Raw genomic sequence first — 16,306 nt, 5'->3', positions numbered from 1 at the left:
GGGAAAGCCGGGGCCCGATTCATCACTCGCACCTTCAATGAGGTACTTACGACTGTAGGGGCCCAAGCTTGACAGGGGCTGTGAGGGCCGTGGGGAATCCCTGCGAACCACGCCACCGGGCGCCGCGCGATCCGCGCGGACGCCCCGAAGACAGGGGTTCCCAAGTCAGCGGCGCCTGCGCGGTAATGTGGTCGGGATCACCCACTCCTTCATCCCGCGAGGTGTTTTCCGTGCAGAGCCGCACCGAAACCGCGAAGCAGGGCACGCCGATTTCGCGCGCCATGCGTCCGGTCAACCAACTAGTTGAAAAATTCATCCCCTCGGCACTCGTGTTCGCCATAGTGCTGACCTTCATCGTCGCCATTCTGGCGCTGACCCTGACCGGCTCCTCCGCGGTGCTGGTCGTCAAGAGCTGGGGTGACGGGTTGGCCGGGCTGCTGGCCTTCATCACCCAGATGGCCCTGGTCCTCATGCTCGGCCACATCCTGGCCAACACGCGCCCGGTGCGCCGGCTCCTCGCCTTCCTGGGGAGCATCCCGCGCACGCCGATTCAGGCCTACCTGTTCGTGTTCGCCGTGGCAGCTGTGGCTTCGTTGATCACCTGGGGCCTGGGCCTGGTGGTGGGCGCCCTGCTGGCCAAGGAGGTTGCCGCCCAGGGGCGCGAACGGGGATTGCGGTTGCACTTCCCGATGCTCGTGGCCTGCGGGTTCGCCGGCTTCGTGGTCTGGCACATGGGGTACTCCGGTTCCGGGCCGCTGACCGCGGCGTCCCCCGACTCGTTCATCGCCAAGCAGCTCGGTGGGCCGCTGCCGATTTCCCAGACGACGTTCTCCACCTGGAACATGATCGCCGCCGTCGCCACCATCGTGGTGGTCGGTTTGGCCCTGTTCCTGGTGGCCCCGCGGCAGGCCGACAAGATCGTGGAGCTGGAGCGCGATGCCCGCGACGGCGGCGTCCGGGTCGTAGAAGACATCGTCACCCCCGCCGACCGGGTCGACGCCAGCCGGCTTCCCACCCTGCTGCTGGGCATCATGCTGGCCGCCTACCTTCTCATCCACTTCGTGCAGGGCGGGACCATCACCCTGGACATCGTGAACTGGACGTTCCTGGCGTTGATCCTGCTGCTGGTGCGCAACCCCTTCGAACTCGTCGCCCTGACGAAGGATGCGGCCTCCAATGTCGGGGAGATCCTGCTGCAGTTCCCGCTCTACGCCGGCATCCTGGGCATCATGGAGGGCACCGGGCTGATCGGGATCTTCTCCGATGCGTTCGTCTCGATCTCCACGCCGCAGACCTTTGGGGTCCTGGCCCTCTTGTCGGCAGGCCTGGTGAACTTCTTCGTCCCCTCCGGGGGCGGGCAGTTCGCCGTCCAGGCGCCCATCATGCTCACCGCCGCCGAACAACTGGGGGTGGACCCCTCCATCCCGATCATGGCGGTGGCCTACGGCGACCAGTGGACGAACATGATCCAGCCGTTCTGGGCGCTGCCCCTGCTGGCCATCGCGGGGCTGAAGATGCGCGACATCCTCGGCTACACCACGATCGTGCTGATTGCCTCCGGGCTGGTGTTCGCCGCAACCTTGCTCATCGTCTCCTGGTAGGTGCCCGGACATGATGAAGGCCCCGGCTTGGGGGAAAGCCGGGGCCCGATTCATCACTCGCACCTTTGAGGTAGTCACCACTCTAGGAAGCGAAGTTGTGAACCAGCTGGGAAAGCGGTGGGGATCCGCTGCCAGTCCCCGTCGTCGACAGGGCCTCAGGTCAGGAGCAGGGCGATGACGCCGATCACCGGCAGGGACAGCATCGAGGACAGGAAGATCACGTCCCGCGCCGCCGTCACCGGCATGCGGAACTGGCTGGCGAACAGGTAGACGTTCTGGGCCGTCGGCAACGCCGCCATGACCACGACGCCGAACAAGGCGGTCCCCGTGACACCGAAGACCAAGTGCCCGATGACCCAGGCCACCGCCGGCATGAACACCAGCTTCACCGCCAACGAGAGCACGACGTCGGGACGCACGGCCCGATCCGTCAGCGGCTTCTGCCCATGCAGGCCCATGCCGAACAGGACCAGCAGCAAGGGGATGGACGCATGCCCGAGCATCTCCACCGGAGTCCACAGGATGGCCGGCGGATGCCACCCCGTCAGCGCGACCAGTGCCCCGGCCGCCGTCGCCACCGTCACCGGGTTGGTGAAGGAACGCAGGATTCCCGCAGCCCAGCCGGGATGCCCGCCGGGCGGTTCGGCCGTCCCGCGGCCGCACCAGGAGAACACCGCCAGGTAGACCGGGGCGATGACCAGCAACTGCGCCAACAACACGGAGACCACCGGCGTCGAACTGCCCACCGCATACAACGCGATGGGCAACCCGATGTTCCCGGCATTCACATAGGAGGACCCCATGGCCCCCACCGCCGTCTGCCGCGCACCGCGGCGCAAAACGAACCTGCCCACCAGGGCGAAGCAGCCGCCGGCCACCGCAGCGGTGAGCAGTGCGATGGGGGTGTAGACCCCGACGACGGCACCGAGGTCCGTCTCGGCCAGCAGGACGAACATCAGCGCCGGGTTGGTGATGTAGTAGATCGCCGGGGTCAGTCCCTTCTGCATCGCCGGGGCATGGCCGGGCAGCAGTGCCGCCGCGCCGAACCCGACGATGATCAGCACCAGCACGATTCCGAAACCCATTAATACGCCGTCCACCGGCCACCTCCACAGCAGGGGGCCGGCAGCGTATCCGCTGCCGGCCCCGTGGTCGCTTCGTCCCTAGCGCATGAGGCAGGGACGTTTCGGATCGAACTGCCATCCGTCGATCAGGAACTGCATGGCCGCCGCATCGTCCCGCGAACCCAACCCGTGTTCCAGGTAGAGCTGGTGGGCCTGCTCCAGGCGTTCCCGGTCGAGCTCGACCCCGAGCCCGGCACGGGCCGGGACCTTGATCTCGCCATCGCGGATCAGCAGCGGATCCCGGGTCAGCCCCTGGCCGTCCTGCCAGATCCAGTGCGTGTCCAGGGCGGTGATCGTCCCCGGTGCGGCGGCGCCGACCTGGGTGAACATGGCCAGGGAGATGTCGAAGTGGTTGTTCGAGTGTGATCCCCAGGTGAGCCCGAACTCGTTGCACAGCTGGGCCACGCGCACCGAACCGGACATGGTCCAGAAGTGCGGGTCGGCCAGCGGGATGTCCACTGCGTTGGTGCGGATCGCGTGGGACATCTCCCGCCAATCAGTGGCAATCATGTTGGTGGCAGTGCGCAGGCCGGTCGCCCGGCGGAACTCGGCCATGACCTCGCGCCCGGAGAACTTGCCTTCCGGGCCGCAGGGGTCCTCGGCGTAGGCGACCACGCCCTGCATGCGCCGTCCCAGCCGGATGGCCTCCTCCAGCAGCCAGCCGCCATTCGGATCCAGGGTGATCCGCGCGTCGGGGAAGCGCTGCTTCAAGGCGACGACGGCGTCGACCTCATCGTCACCGGGCAGCACCCCGCCCTTGAGCTTGAAGTCCTTGAACCCGTAGCGGGACTGGGCGGCCTCGGCGAGCCGGACGATGGCCTCCGCGGTCATCGACTCTTCACGGCGGACCCGTTCCCAGTCGTCCGCGCCGTCGGGTTCGCGCAGGTACTGAAGCGGGGTGGCGTCGGGGTTTCCCACATAGAAGAGGTAGCCGAGCATCGGGACCGCGTCGCGTTGCTGGCCGTCACCGAGCAACTCGGCCACCGGGACGCCCAGGGCCTGTGCGTGCAGGTCCAGCAGTGCAGATTCGACGCCGGTCACCGCGTGGACGGTGGTGCGCAGGTCGAAGGTCTGCAGGCCGCGGCCTCCGGAGTCACGGTCGGCGAACTCGGTGCCGATGCTGCGCAGCAGGGACCGGTAGCGGGCCACCGGCTGGTCCTGGATCAGCCGGCCGGCCTCCTCGATGGTCGCGCGGATCTTTTCCCCGCCGGGGACTTCGCCCAGGCCGGTGCGGCCTTCGGAGTCGGTGATGATCACGACGTTGCGGGTGAAGAACGGCCCGTGGGCCCCCGAGAGGTTGAGCAGCATCGAGTCGCGGCCGGCGACCGGGACGACCTCGAGGGAGGCGATGGTGGGGGAGGCGCTCATGCGTTGCCCCCGGCCAGTTCGATGCGGCCGTCGATGCGGCGGTTCAGCTTCCACGGGTTGGCGTCCTGCAGGGGGGCCGGGAGCAGGCCATCGGGCAGGTTCTGGTAGGCGACCGGGCGCAGGAAGCGCTCGATGGCCAGGCTGCCCACCGAGGTCGTGCGGCTGTCGGAGGTCGCCGGCGACGGGCCGCCATGGACCATGGCGTGGCCGACCTCGACACCGGTGGGCCAGCCGTTGGCCAGGATGCGGCCGACCTTGCGCTCGAGGACCGGGATGAGGGAACCGGCCAGTTCGTGATCGGCTTGACGCAGTTGCAGCGTGGCCGTGAGCTGGCCCTCGAGCCGTTCGGCGGCCTCGGTGAGTTCGCGGGCATCTGCGTAGCGGATCACCAGGGAAGCGGCGCCGAAGATCTCGTCGTGCAGGACCTCGTTGGCCAGGAACGTCTCGACGGTGGTTCCGTAGACGGCCGGTGCCGGCGCGTTCTCGGTGGCACCCTGTTCGCCCCGGCCCACGAGGTCGACGCCGGTCTGGGCTGCCAGGGACTGGACCCCGCTGTGCCAGGACTCGGCGATGCCGCTGGTGAGCATGGTCTGGCCGGCCGAGCCGGTGACGGCACCGGAGATGGCGGTGACGAAGCGGTCCCCCGCCTCCCCGGCGGGGACGAACACCAGGCCCGGGGCCGTGCACAACTGGCCCGAGGAACCGGTCACCGAGGTGACATAGGCGGCGGCGAGGGCATCGACGTCGTCCTCCAGGGCGCCCGGGAAGATGAAGACCGGGTTGATGGAGCTCATTTCGGCGTACACCGGGATCGGCTCCGGGCGGGCCGCTGCGGCGGCCACGAGGGCGAGGCCGCCGGAGCGTGAACCGGTGAAGCCGACCGCCTTGATGGCGGGGTCGGTCACCAGTGCCTGGCCGATGCTGCGTCCGGGACCGTAGATCAGCGAGAAGACCCCGGGGTGCAGGTTGAACTCGGAGACGGCCGCGGTGATGGCCTGTCCGACCAGTTCGCTGGTGCCGGGGTGGGCGTTGTGGGCCTTGAAGACCACGGGGCAGCCGGCGGCCAGGGCGGAGGCGGTGTCGCCGCCTGCCGTGGAAAAGGCCAGGGGGAAGTTGCTGGCGCCGAACACCGCGACCGGGCCCAGGGGCAGGTGGCGCTGGCGGATGTCCACGCGCGGCATCGGGGCGCGGTCCGGCTGGGCGGGGTCGACGCGGACGCCGCGGTGGTCCCCGATGCGCACGACGGTGGCGAACAGGCGCAGCTGGTTGGCGGTCCGCGAGATCTCGCCGGTCAGGCGGGCCTGGGGGAGGCCGGACTCGGCCATGGCACGCTCGATGATCGCCGAGGCGTTGGCCTCGATGTTCGTGGCGATCTGCTCCAGGAACCGGGCGTGGGTGTCCGGATCCAGGGTGCTGAAGGAGGCGAAGGCCTCGTTGGCTGCCGACGTCGCCGTCGCCAGCTGGTCGGCATCGATCAGCGTGTAGGCGGGTTCGAGGGCCTCGTTGGTGGAGGGGTTGAAGCCGTTGACCGTGTCGCCGTTTCCTGCGGTACCGTGGCCGGCGATGATCGAGTGGCCGTGAAGAGTGCTGGTCTGTGTGGGCATCAGCGGTGCTCCCTTGCTGGTTCGGTGGTCGGTGGGCGGATCAGGCGGTTTGCGCGGCCGGCACGCTGGGGCGGACGCCTGCAGCTGTGATGAGCGCATCCAGATCGGCAAGGTCCTGCTCGTTCAGGTCCTGCAGGGGGGTGCGCACCGGGCCGTTGTCGCGGCCGATGGCCTTCAGGCCGCCCTTGACGATGGAGACGCCGTAGCCCGCGGCGCGGTCGCGGATGTCGATGTAGGGCAGGACGAAGCGGTTGAGCTTTTCCGTCACCGCCGCGTGGTCGAGGTTGCGCACGTCGCGGTAGAAGTCCAGGGCGAACTCCGGAACGAAGTTGTACATGGCCGACGAGTAGGTGCTCATGCCCAGCTGCAGCAGCGGCAGGGCGAAGGTCTCGGCCGTGGGCAGGCCACCCAGGTAGAACAGGCGGTCGCCGTTGCGGGAGTAGACGCGGGTCAGGTGCTCGATGTCGCCGGTGGCGTCCTTGAAGCCGATGAAGTTCTCGTGGCGGGCCGCCAGGTTGGCGACCGTTTGCGCCGAGTAGATCGCGTTGGCGCGGTTGTAGACGATGACGCCGATCTTCGTGGCGGCGCAGACCCGGGACACGTGGGCCTCAAGGCCCGCCTGATCGCATTCGGTCAGGTAGGGCGGCAGCAGCAGCAGGCCCTCGGCGCCTGCGGCTTCGGCGTCCTGTGCGTTGCGGATGGCCTGGGCGGTGGAGCCGCCGGCCGAGGCCAGCACGGGAACGCGGGAGCCGGCTTCCTCGACGGCCATGCGGACCACGCGGGCCGATTCCTCGACGGTCAGGCTGAAGCCCTCACCGGTGCCGCCGGCCGCAAAGAGGCCCGCGACCCCGAAGCTGGACTGCCAGGAGAGGTGGCTGCGGTAGGCGGTCTCGTCGATCTCGAAGTTGGCGTCGAACGCGGTGACGGGGAAAGACAGCAGGCCGTCCTTGAGGGTGGCGGCAAGTTCGTGGGGGGTGTAGGTGGCCATCGGTATCTTCCTTTGGGTTGTGCCGCTGATGCGGCGCACGGTGGGCTATTGGTTCCACCCTAGGGAGCGTCGATGATGCCTGTCCAAGCCCTATTTTGTATTGATTGATGCACTCCGGGCATTGTCCGCGGGGCGGCGTGATCCATCGAGGTGCGTGCCCTCGAGCAGGCGGTGGAGGGCAGGGTTGGGTGAGTCGCGCATCCAGATGGCGTGCAGCTCGACCAGGTCCGGGGCGATGTCCGCCAAATGCAGGTGGGCGACGCCGTCGATGCCCAGCAGCTGGGACGATTCGGGGACGAATGCCACTCCGCGGCCGGCCCCCACCAGGGCCACCATGGTGAGGATCTGGCTGACGGTGTGCACGACGTTGGCGTGGGCCACGGGGATGTGGCGCACCGCGAGGTCGTAGAAGTAGCGGGCGCTCGTGGGCGAATGCATGATCAGGGGAACGCCTTTCAGGTCCTGGGTGGCCACCGGGCGTTTGAGGGCATTGAGCGGATGGTCAGTGGGCACGGCCAGCATCAGGTTCTCGGAGAAGAGCAGCTGGGATTCGAAGGTCTCCGTGTCAAAGGGCGGGCGGGCCAGGCCCAGGTCCAGGTCGCCGTCGCGCAAGGCGGCGACCTGCTCGCCGGTCACGAGTTCGCGCAAGTCGATGTCGACGTCCGGGATGACCTCGGCTACCTGGGTCAGCAGGGGGCCGAGCAGGCTGTATCCGGAAGCCGCCGTGAAGCCGATGCGCAAAACGCCCGAACGGCCGGCGGCAATGTTCCGCGCGGTGAGCGGGGCCCTGTCGGCGGCAACCGCCAATTTCCTCGCTTCACGCAGGAACGCCTGGCCCGCTGCGGTGAGGGCCACCTTGCGGTTGGTCCGCTCCAGCAATTCGACGCCGATGGCCCGTTCAAGCTTCTGGATCTGGCGGCTCAGTGGTGGCTGGGTCATGTTGAGCCGTTCGGCGGCGCGGCCGAAGTGGAGCTCCTCGGCGACCGCGATGAAGCTGCGTGCCTGGTCCAATGTGAACATGATGCCTTTCGGGTATTACACAATGCAGCAATGGGCTTGGACTTGCATCGTACTGTGCTCTTAGGCTCGTAGCCCAGTTGAAGGTGACGTCCTTCACACCACCGGGCCGACCGGACCCGGACCGCACGATCATCACTAGGAGCACCCCCGTGAACATCAAACCCCGTCGCCGTGCCGTCCTGGGCCTGACTGCCTGTGGCGGAAACGTCGGCGGCAGTTCCTCGTCCGGCGACTTCCCCTCCAAGCCCATCACCCTGACCGTCGGCCAGGCCGCCGGCGGCTCCACCGACCTGATCGCCCGCGCCGTCGCCGACGGCGCCGGCAAGGACCTGGGGGTGTCGATGCCGGTGGTGAACAAGCCCGGGGCCAACGGTGCCCTGGCCACCCAGGAAGTCGCGGGCAAGCCGGCCGACGGCTACAACCTGATCCTGCTCAACGCCTCGCTGATCACCATCACCCCGCTGGCGGTGTCCGAGAAGGAAAAGGTCAACCTCGATGACCTCGATGTCCTCAAGGGCCTGTCCCAGGACGACTACGTCATGGTTGCCAGCAAGGCATCCGGGCTGAAGTCGCTGGACGATTTGAAGAAGAGCACGAAGAAGCTGTCCTTCGGCACCACCGGGGTGGGCACCGGATCACAGCTGGCCCAGGCCCTGCTGCTCAAGCAGGCCAAGATCCAGGGCACCGAGGTTCCGTTTGATTCCGGATCCCCCGCACTGGCCGCCGTGCTCGGCAACCAGGTGCAGGTCTCCACCATCCAGCTCGGTGAGGCCAAGTCGCAGATCGACGCGGGCAAGGTCACCCCGTTGCTGGTCTTCTCCTCCGAACGCAACCAGTTCCTGAAGGACGTGCCGACGGCGGTGGAGTCGGGCTATGACATCCCCGTCTCGCAGTACCGTGCCATTGCAGCACCCAAGGGCCTTCCGGCCGAGGTCAAGGACCGCCTGGTGAAGTCCATCGACGCGGCACTGGCCTCTGATGCCTACAAGTCCTTCAACGAGAAGAACCTCCTGACCCCCAAGGAGACCTCAGGAGACGAAGTCGTTTCCGATTGGAACGGGCTGGCCGCGAAGTACAAGGACCTGACCGCCAAGTACGACATCTCGCTCACCAGCAAGTAGCAGCGGACGGGAGCCCGGCTCCCCCCGCCACCCCGCCCCGCGGCCCAGGCCGCGGGGCATGACCAAAGGCTGATTCATGAATAGTCCCACCTCCACGGAGCCGGACGCCCCCGCGGGGGGCGCGGACGAGCCGATCTCCGGACCGCTGACCCCCGATGAGCTCGCCGCCCAGTGGGAGGACGACGCCCCGCCGCCGTCCGGCCCGGTGGCCAACCTGGCCGCCTCGGTGGTCGCCCTCATCATCGGGGTGGGCGGGATCATCCTGTCGGTCGGCCTCGGCCTGGGCGATCCGGCCCACCCGAAGCCGGGGACCTGGCCCCTGATCGTCAGCCTGGTGATCACGGTCCTCTCGCTGGTCCAGATGCTCATCGGACGGCAGGGCGGGCGCGACGGCGAGAAGTTCTCCCACCTATCCTGGTTCGCCGCCATCGGCCTGGTCACCCTGGTCGGCTTGGTCGCGGCCATGCCCGTGGCCGGATTCGAGATCCCGTCGGTGTTGCTGAGCTTTGTCTGGATGAAGTTCCTCGGCGGTGAATCCTGGCGCGGCGCCACCCTGTACTCGGTGCTGATCGTGGCCGCCTTCTACGCCATCTTCATCCTCGGCCTCGGCACCTCGATTCCCCACCTCTTCTAGCGCCGGCGTAACCAAAGGTTTCCCATGGACTTTTTTGAACCAGTTCTCAACGGCTTCGGTGTCGTTCTGGACCCCACCAATTTGCTCTACTGCCTCGTCGGCGTCGTCATCGGCATGCTCATCGGCGTGCTCCCGGGCCTTGGCCCGGCCGCCACCATCGCCATCCTGCTGCCGTTGACCTACGGGATCGAGCCCGTCACCGCGATCATCATGCTGGCCGGCATCTTCTACGGTGCACAATATGGAGGCACCATCACCTCGGTGCTGCTCCGCCTACCCGGTGAAGCCAGCTCGGTGGTGACCGTCTTCGACGGCTACATGCTGGCCAAACAGGGCAGGGCCGGAACCGCGCTAGGCATAGCCGCGATCGGCTCGTTCATCGGCGGTACCGTGGGCATCATCGGGCTGACGTTCCTGGCACCCATCGTTGCGGGATTCGCGCTGGACTTCGGGCCACCCGAATACACGGCCCTGGCCCTGGTCGGCATCCTGCTGGTGGCCACCATCTCCAATGGAGCGAAGGTCAAGGCGCTCATCGCCGCGGCCTTCGGCCTGCTGCTGGCCACCGTCGGACGGGATGTGTTCACCGGTGCCGAACGGTTCACCTTCGGGAATATCAACCTCGCCGACGGCATCGACTTCGTCCCCGTCGCCATGGGCCTGTTCGGCCTCGGCGAGATCCTCTACAACCTGGAAGAACGCCACCGTGCCGCGGCGGCACCGGCCAAGGTGGCCAACGTCTGGCCCTCCCGCTCGGACCTGAAGCAGTCCGCCGGGGCCATCGGCCGTGGCTCGGTGCTGGGGTTCTTCCTGGGCATCCTGCCCGGTGGCGGTGCGACCATCTCCTCGATGGCTGCCTACGCCATGGAGAAGAAACGTGCCAAGGACCCCTCGCGCTTCGGGAAGGGCGCCATCGAAGGCGTCGCAGCACCCGAAACCGCAAACAATGCAGCCGCCACCAGCTCGTTCATCCCGCTGCTGACCCTGGGCATCCCGGCCAACGCCACGATGGCGCTGATGTTCGGTGCCCTGCTGATCCAAGGCGTCACCCCCGGACCGCAGCTGGTCTCCGAACACCCGGACCTGTTCTGGGGCGTGGTGAACTCGATGTACATCGGGAACATCCTGCTGCTGATCATGTCGATTCCGCTGGTCGGGCTCTTCGTGCGCATCCTGCGCGTCCGTGCAGCGATCCTGGCGCCCATCACGGCGCTGATCACCATGCTGGGCGCCTACACCATCAACAATTCGATGTTCGATGTTGCCCTGGTGGTCTTCTTCGGTGCAGTGGGCTACCTGATGAAGAAGTTCGGATTCGACCCGGGGCCGCTGGTCCTGGCCTTCGTCCTGGGCTCGCTGCTCGAATCCTCGCTCCGGCGCTCGCTGCTGGTGCTCAACGGCGATCTGGGCGGATTCTTCACCCGCCCCATCTCGGCCGTCCTGCTGGTCGTCTTCGTCGTCGTCGCCGTGTGGCCCATGGTCAAGACGGGCCTTGAGCGCAGGAAGTCGGCAGCCAAGAACGGTTCCATCCCCGAATACGAAAAGGAAAACGCATGAGCATCCTCGTTGGATATGTCCCCACCCCCGCCGGGGAAGCCGCGGCCACCGAAGCGGTGGCCGAGGCGAAGAGGCGCGCTGAGCCGTTGCTGGTGGTGAACTCCGTGCGTGAAGGAGCCCTGGTCGACAAGTCAGCTGCCGCGCCGGAAGACCTGGAGCGGATCCGTTCGTTGGCAGCGGATGCCGGCGTGGAGCTGACGGTGCTGGATTCCACGCATCGCGATGACCTGGCCGAGGAGCTGCTGGAGCTGGCCATCCGCCACGATGTGAGCGTGATCGTCATCGGACTGCGCCAGCGCACGCAGGTCGGCAAGTTCATCATGGGGTCGCATGCGCAGCGCATCCTGCTGCAGTCCGATCGCCCGGTGTTGGCCGTGAAGGCTTCCGCTCGGGACTGATCGGTTCCGCGACATGTCGGCGGTGCGGCCCTGTTGGTGAACGGGCCGCGCCGCCGTTTGCCATGCATGGATCGAGCCGGAGTCTCGGCGCGGTGCAGCATCGACGCACGGCCAGGACCTGCTGGCCCGAGCCGACCAGCGGGCGGAAGGAGGGGCACCGGCACCGGCCCCAGAACCGGTGGGTCAGGCGCCGCTACCGGCCTCGAGCCGGCGACGTGAGTTCACCAGATGGGTGCGCATCGCCGCCGCGGCGGCCCGGGGATCCTGGTCCTCGATGGCGGCGAACACCGCGTTGTGTTCGGCCATCACATCCCCCAGCCGATGGGCATCCGCGGTGCCGGGAGCCAGGCGATGGCGGGGCATCGAGATCATGGCTGGGCCCAGCCCGTCCAGCACATCGGAGAAGTACGGATTGCCGCTGGCCCGGGCGACGCCCTGATGGAAGGCAAAGTCGCAGGAGAGGGCTTCCGAGGGTGACGTGCCGGCCGCGCTGAAGGCCAGCAGGGCGCTGCGGAGGACCTCCAGGTCCCGGGGTTTCCGGGCCCCGGCGGCCAGGGCGGCAGCTTCCGATTCGACACCCATGCGGAAATCCAGCAGGGCGCGGCGTTCGGGCAGGCTGCGTGCCGGACGGGGGCCGGTGCCGCCGGGGGGATCTGGCGGTGGGGTGAGGGCGAAACTTCCGCTGCCGCGGCGCGTGTGGACGAGTCCCTCGGCCTGCAGGCGGGTGATCGCCTCGCGGACGACGGTCCGGCTGACCGCATGGGCGGCGATCAACGCGGATTCGCTGGGCAGCTTGTCGCCGGCGGCGATTCGTCCCTCGATGATCTCCCGGCGCAGATGCTCGACGAGGGTGCTGGTCAGGTTTGGACTCATGGTAGCCATCGTCCCACGCAGGGCGCCGTCTGCCGGCGTCCTGCGTGGGACGATGCCAGGCTCAGGAGCGGCCGAACTCGGCCGTCTTGGTCGTCCATCGACGTGCCTGGTCGCTGAGGCTGATGCCCAGGCCGGGGCGGTCCGGCACCACCATGCGGCCATCGACGGTTTCCAGGCGTTCGTTGAAGAGGGGATCGAGCCAATCGAAGTGCTCCACCCAGGGTTCGCGCGGATACGTGGCCGCGAGGTGCAAGTGGATTTCCATGGCGAAATGCGGAGCCAGATCCAACCCGGCCTGGTCGGCCAGTGTTGCCAGGCGCAGGAATTGGGTGTTGCCGCCGACGCGCGGGGCGTCGGGCTGGATGATGTTGCAGGCCCGGGCGGCGATCAGACGCTCGTGCTCGGCGACGGAGGCCAGCATTTCGCCCGTGGCAATGGGGGTGTCCAGTGCTGCGGTGAGTGCTGCATGCCCCTCGGCGTCGTAGGCGTCCAGGGGCTCTTCGATCCACGTCAGGTCGAATTCCTCCAGGCGCCGGCCCATCCGCAGTGCGGTGGCCCGGTCCCATTGCTGGTTGGCATCGACCATCAGAGGCACGTGGGGGCCGATGTGCTCCCTGACGGCTGCGACGCGACGCAGGTCCTCGGCGCCGTCGGGCAGCCCGACCTTGATCTTGATGCCGCCGATGCCCTCCTCGAGCGAGCGGGTGGCCTGCTCGGTCACCTGGGTGATCGAGGCGTTGAGGAATCCACCCGAGGTGTTGTAGGTACGCACCGAGTCGCGGTGGGCCCCGAGGAACTTGGCCAGGGGAAGTCCGGCACGCTTGGCCTTCAGGTCGTAGAGGGCGATGTCCAGGGCGGCCAGGGCCTGTGTGGCGACCCCGGAGCGGCCAACCGAGGCCCCGGCCCACAACAACTTCGTGTACAGCTTGGCGATGTCATTGGGATCCTCTCCGAGCATGACGTCGGCGACCTCGCGGGCATGGGCATATTGGGCTGGTCCGCCCGCGCGCTTGGAGTACGAGAACCCCAGGCCCTCATGTCCTTGCTCCGTGGTGATTTCCGCAAAGAGGAAGACGACCTCGGTCATGGGCTTCTGCCGACCGGTGAAGACCTTGGCATCGGAAATCGGGGTCGCCAGCGGGAGGGCGGCGGTGGAGAGCTTGACGTGCCGGATGGCGTCGGGCGTGTAGGGCATGGGATTCCTTTGGTGGATGACGTTCGCCAATAATATAAGTCAATAACTTGTATGACAAGTAATATTCATCATTTGGCCCATCCGCTCGGCTTACAGCCGCTAAATTTCCCAGAGCCGCTCCGGGGTAATGACTAGAAATCCGTGGATGCACCCAAGTCAGCGGCCGGGAGTAAGGCTGGGATGACTCGTCATGTTTTTTGGGTATCGCAACATCCCAAATGGGGCTTGGACGAGCATTGTGTGAGCCGCCTAACGTCGTTTTCGCACAGCACGCCTCATGCGTTGTTGCCCGACCTGCTCGGGCACGACGTGGGCAGCAGACAAGAGAAAAGCGATTCCCCATGACACAAAAACTACAAGCGCCCGCGCCCGGCACCACCTCCGAGGGCGAACGCGCCAGCCTTCGTAAAACGCTCTTTTCCAGTTGGTTCGGCACTTCCCTTGAATACGTGGATTTCCAGCTATACAGCCTGGCCGCGGCCCTGGTTTTTGACAAGATCTTCTTCCCGCATCAGAGCGCCGGCGTTGCCCTGATGGCCAGCTTTGCAACCTACGGAGTTGGCTTTCTCGCTCGTCCTGCCGGGGCGTGGTTCTTCGGACGTCTTGGAGACATTGTCGGACGCAAGAAGGTCCTGATCCTGACAATCACGCTGATGGGACTCTCCACGGCTGCAATCGGCGTGCTGCCCACTACCGAACAGGCCGGGCTGGTGGCCCCGGCGCTATTGGTCTTCCTGCGCATCGTGCAGGGCTTCGGCGCCGGGGCGGAACTTTCGGGCGCGTCGGTCATGCTTGCCGAGGCTTCCCGTCCCGATAACCGTGGCTTCATCGCCTCCCTCGTGGCACTGGGCACCACGCTCGGCAATATCGCCGCGTCCGGCGTTTGGGTGCTGATCGTGGCATTGATGCCGGAGGACACCCTGTTCAGCTGGGGCTGGCGCCTGCCGTTCCTGATGAGCCTGCTGGTCATGGTCGCGACTCTATGGATGCGCCGGAACATGAAGGAGAGCCCGGTCTTCGAGGAGGTCGAGGCCATGCGAGTCGAAGAAGAACATGAGGCCGTGGCCATCCCGCGGCAGCGTTTCTGGAGCAAGAGCTTTTTCCTGGTCATGTTCCTGCGCTTCGGTGAAAGCGGCAACTCGCAGCTGTTCCAGGGATTCCTCATCGGCTACGCAGGCACTGTCCTGATGATGGACAAGTCGGTGGGCACCATGGCCCTGTTGATCTCCTCCGTTTGCGCGTTCGCCACCGTGCCGCTGATCGGCCGGTTCTCTGATCGGTTCGGTCGTCGAATCACCTACCGTCTGCTGGCTGGATTCCAGCTCCTGCTCGCCTTCCCGGCTATGTTCGCCTTGCAGTCCAAAACAGATGCGGCGGTCATCGTGGTTATCGTCTTGGGCAACGCCGTAGGATCGCTGGGCATGTTCGCCGCGCAGTCCGCCTACGCTGCGGAGCTGTTCGGCTCACGAAGCCGTTACCAGAAGCTCGCGGTGGCCAAGGAAATGGGAGCCATCGTCTCCGGCGGTGTTTCGGCATTCATCGCGGCAGCTTTATTGGTCCTGTTCGACAACGCGTGGTGGCCGATCGCTGCCTTGATAGCGATGTACTCCGCCGTCGCCTTCATCACGACCTTCCTGGCCCCGGAGACCCGTGGGCGTGACCTGACGCTCGCTGAGGACGCGGCCTGAGCGCCGCCGTCGGCCGCCCCGTTCCCCTTTCGCAGATGGCCGGAGCAAGTTTGGTCTACGTTGCGTGCTCCGAGGAGGGCACGGTCGACAGTCTTCTGCTGGGGCCGGAGGGGACATTGACGCACCTTGATCGGCTCCATGGCACGGCCGCCGTACGGGCCCTGACGGTGGATCCGCAACGAGGGGTGCTCTACACCGCGCAGAACACAGTCCCGCCGGTGGCACGGGCCTTTGGAATCGAGGCCTGGACAGGGCGCCTTCGCCCGTGGGGGGCCGCGGAATTGCCCGAAACCACAACCTACCTCTGTATCGATGATAGGCACCGGCGTCTTCTCAGCCCCAGCTACCAGGGCGGGGTGATCGTGGAAGTCGCCCTGACGCAGGAAGGCAATGTCGCCGGGCCCGGGAAGACTGCCTGTGCGCCGGGGCCGCAAACGCATTGTGCAGAGCCCAGCCCCGATGGGCGTCAGGTCTATGCCACGTCCCTGGGGACGGACCGGATCGTGTGGTGGGATCAGGCTTCTGGTGGGGCGGGCGTTCCGACCGGACAAACGGTTGTCTCCCCGGGGTCCGGGCCCCGCCACCTGCGCTTCAATGCGTCGGGTAACCGCGTTTATGTGCTCAACGAGCTTGCAGGCACCGTCGATGTGTTCCGCCGTGACGAGGCCAACGGTGATCTCACGCTGGTGCAGTCCGTGGGATCGATTCCTGCCTCCTGGAGGATGCCAACTGGCATCATCCGCACCCCCGACCGTGTGGTGGAAGGACAGAAGGTCTGGTGCGCCGACCTGCAGTTGTCCTCAAGCGGGCGCTACCTCCATACAACGGACCGTGGCAGCAGCACCATCACCACGTTCTCCGTTGACCCTCAGACGGGGATCCTGGAGTTCATCGCAACCACGGCAACGGAAGTTCAGCCCCGGGGGACCGCAGTGACATCTGACGGTAGATTCCTACTCGTCTGCGGGGAGCTCTCCGACGCAGTCACGGCGTACCGCATCGATCCATCGACGGGCAGCTTGGAAGCGACCGGAAGGGCACCAACCGGTCGTGGTCCATTGTGGATGCTGACGCTTCCAGTCGGGCGGGCCGAGTACACCTAGGTGCGTGGGTCGGTAGTCGTTTGATGCCGGCC

Annotated in this window: 14 protein-coding genes; 7 read left to right on the top strand and 7 right to left on the bottom strand. The window is 66.8% G+C overall.

The genetic code is table 11. The features are described 5' to 3' along the window. Positions 1-281: 281 nt before the first annotated feature. The gene (locus tag ACN0TP_RS07565; RefSeq protein ID WP_417218554.1) at positions 282-1,601 is read left to right on the top strand and encodes a short-chain fatty acid transporter; all 1,320 of its coding nucleotides are present in this window, start codon (positions 282-284) and stop codon (positions 1,599-1,601) included. Positions 1,602-1,756: 155 nt separating this feature from the next. Here the strand turns inward: ACN0TP_RS07565 and ACN0TP_RS07560 are convergent, their stop codons facing one another. From ACN0TP_RS07560 to ACN0TP_RS07540, 5 genes are all read right to left on the bottom strand, one after another. Then, positions 1,757-2,686: an AEC family transporter gene (locus tag ACN0TP_RS07560; RefSeq protein WP_417218240.1), complete on the bottom strand. Its 930-nt coding sequence runs from the start codon at positions 2,684-2,686 to the stop codon at positions 1,757-1,759. 78 nt (positions 2,687-2,764) lie between these two features. Further along, a complete protein-coding gene (locus ACN0TP_RS07555) occupies positions 2,765-4,093 on the bottom strand; it encodes an enolase C-terminal domain-like protein (RefSeq protein ID WP_417218239.1) in 1,329 nt (442 codons plus the stop codon). After that, on the bottom strand, positions 4,090-5,697 hold the full coding sequence (locus ACN0TP_RS07550; protein WP_417218238.1) for an aldehyde dehydrogenase (NADP(+)): 1,608 nt from the start codon (positions 5,695-5,697) through the stop codon (positions 4,090-4,092). The genes ACN0TP_RS07555 and ACN0TP_RS07550 overlap by 4 nt, the downstream gene beginning before the upstream one ends. 40 nt (positions 5,698-5,737) lie before the next feature. Then, positions 5,738-6,685, bottom strand: a complete 948-nt coding sequence (gene kdgD / locus ACN0TP_RS07545) for a 5-dehydro-4-deoxyglucarate dehydratase (protein WP_417218237.1) — start codon at positions 6,683-6,685, stop codon at positions 5,738-5,740. A gap of 90 nt (positions 6,686-6,775) precedes the next feature. Further along, complete coding sequence (locus ACN0TP_RS07540) at positions 6,776-7,705, bottom strand: LysR family transcriptional regulator (protein WP_417218236.1); 930 nt, start codon at positions 7,703-7,705, stop codon at positions 6,776-6,778. Between the two features lie 149 nt (positions 7,706-7,854). Between ACN0TP_RS07540 and ACN0TP_RS07535 the strand changes: the two genes are divergently transcribed. The 4 genes from ACN0TP_RS07535 (at position 7,855) to ACN0TP_RS07520 (ending at position 11,415) form a co-directional block, all read left to right on the top strand. Further along, positions 7,855-8,826 (top strand): tripartite tricarboxylate transporter substrate binding protein, encoded by a 972-nt coding sequence (locus ACN0TP_RS07535; RefSeq protein ID WP_417218235.1) that lies wholly within the window; start codon positions 7,855-7,857, stop codon positions 8,824-8,826. 76 nt (positions 8,827-8,902) lie between these two features. Then, on the top strand, positions 8,903-9,460 hold the full coding sequence (locus ACN0TP_RS07530; RefSeq protein WP_417218234.1) for a tripartite tricarboxylate transporter TctB family protein: 558 nt from the start codon (positions 8,903-8,905) through the stop codon (positions 9,458-9,460). Positions 9,461-9,484: 24 nt separating this feature from the next. Further along, a complete protein-coding gene (locus tag ACN0TP_RS07525) occupies positions 9,485-11,017 on the top strand; it encodes a tripartite tricarboxylate transporter permease (RefSeq protein WP_417218233.1) in 1,533 nt (510 codons plus the stop codon). Then, positions 11,014-11,415, top strand: a complete 402-nt coding sequence (locus ACN0TP_RS07520; RefSeq protein ID WP_417218232.1) for a universal stress protein — start codon at positions 11,014-11,016, stop codon at positions 11,413-11,415. The genes ACN0TP_RS07525 and ACN0TP_RS07520 overlap by 4 nt, the downstream gene beginning before the upstream one ends. Before the next feature lie 183 nt (positions 11,416-11,598). Here the strand turns inward: ACN0TP_RS07520 and ACN0TP_RS07515 are convergent, their stop codons facing one another. Beyond that, entirely contained in the window at positions 11,599-12,288 is a 690-nt protein-coding gene (locus ACN0TP_RS07515; protein WP_417218231.1) for a FadR/GntR family transcriptional regulator, read from the bottom strand. Positions 12,289-12,349: 61 nt separating this feature from the next. Then, the gene (locus ACN0TP_RS07510; RefSeq protein ID WP_417218230.1) at positions 12,350-13,483 is read right to left on the bottom strand and encodes an L-talarate/galactarate dehydratase; all 1,134 of its coding nucleotides are present in this window, start codon (positions 13,481-13,483) and stop codon (positions 12,350-12,352) included. 341 nt (positions 13,484-13,824) lie between these two features. Here ACN0TP_RS07510 and ACN0TP_RS07505 point away from each other — a divergent pair, with 341 nt between their 5' ends. After that, positions 13,825-15,171 carry an MFS transporter gene (locus ACN0TP_RS07505; protein WP_417218229.1) on the top strand — a complete coding sequence of 449 codons (1,347 nt, stop codon included), beginning with the start codon at positions 13,825-13,827 and terminating at the stop codon, positions 15,169-15,171. 35 nt (positions 15,172-15,206) lie between these two features. Beyond that, positions 15,207-16,274 (top strand): lactonase family protein, encoded by a 1,068-nt coding sequence (locus ACN0TP_RS07500; RefSeq protein WP_417218228.1) that lies wholly within the window; start codon positions 15,207-15,209, stop codon positions 16,272-16,274. Positions 16,275-16,306 lie beyond the last annotated feature (32 nt).

Origin of the sequence: Arthrobacter sp., assembly GCF_048266065.1 — a bacterium.
GTDB lineage: Bacteria > Actinomycetota > Actinomycetes > Actinomycetales > Micrococcaceae > Arthrobacter_H.
Note: the sequence above shows the minus strand (reverse complement) of the source record. Positions and strands in the feature narration are given on the sequence as shown.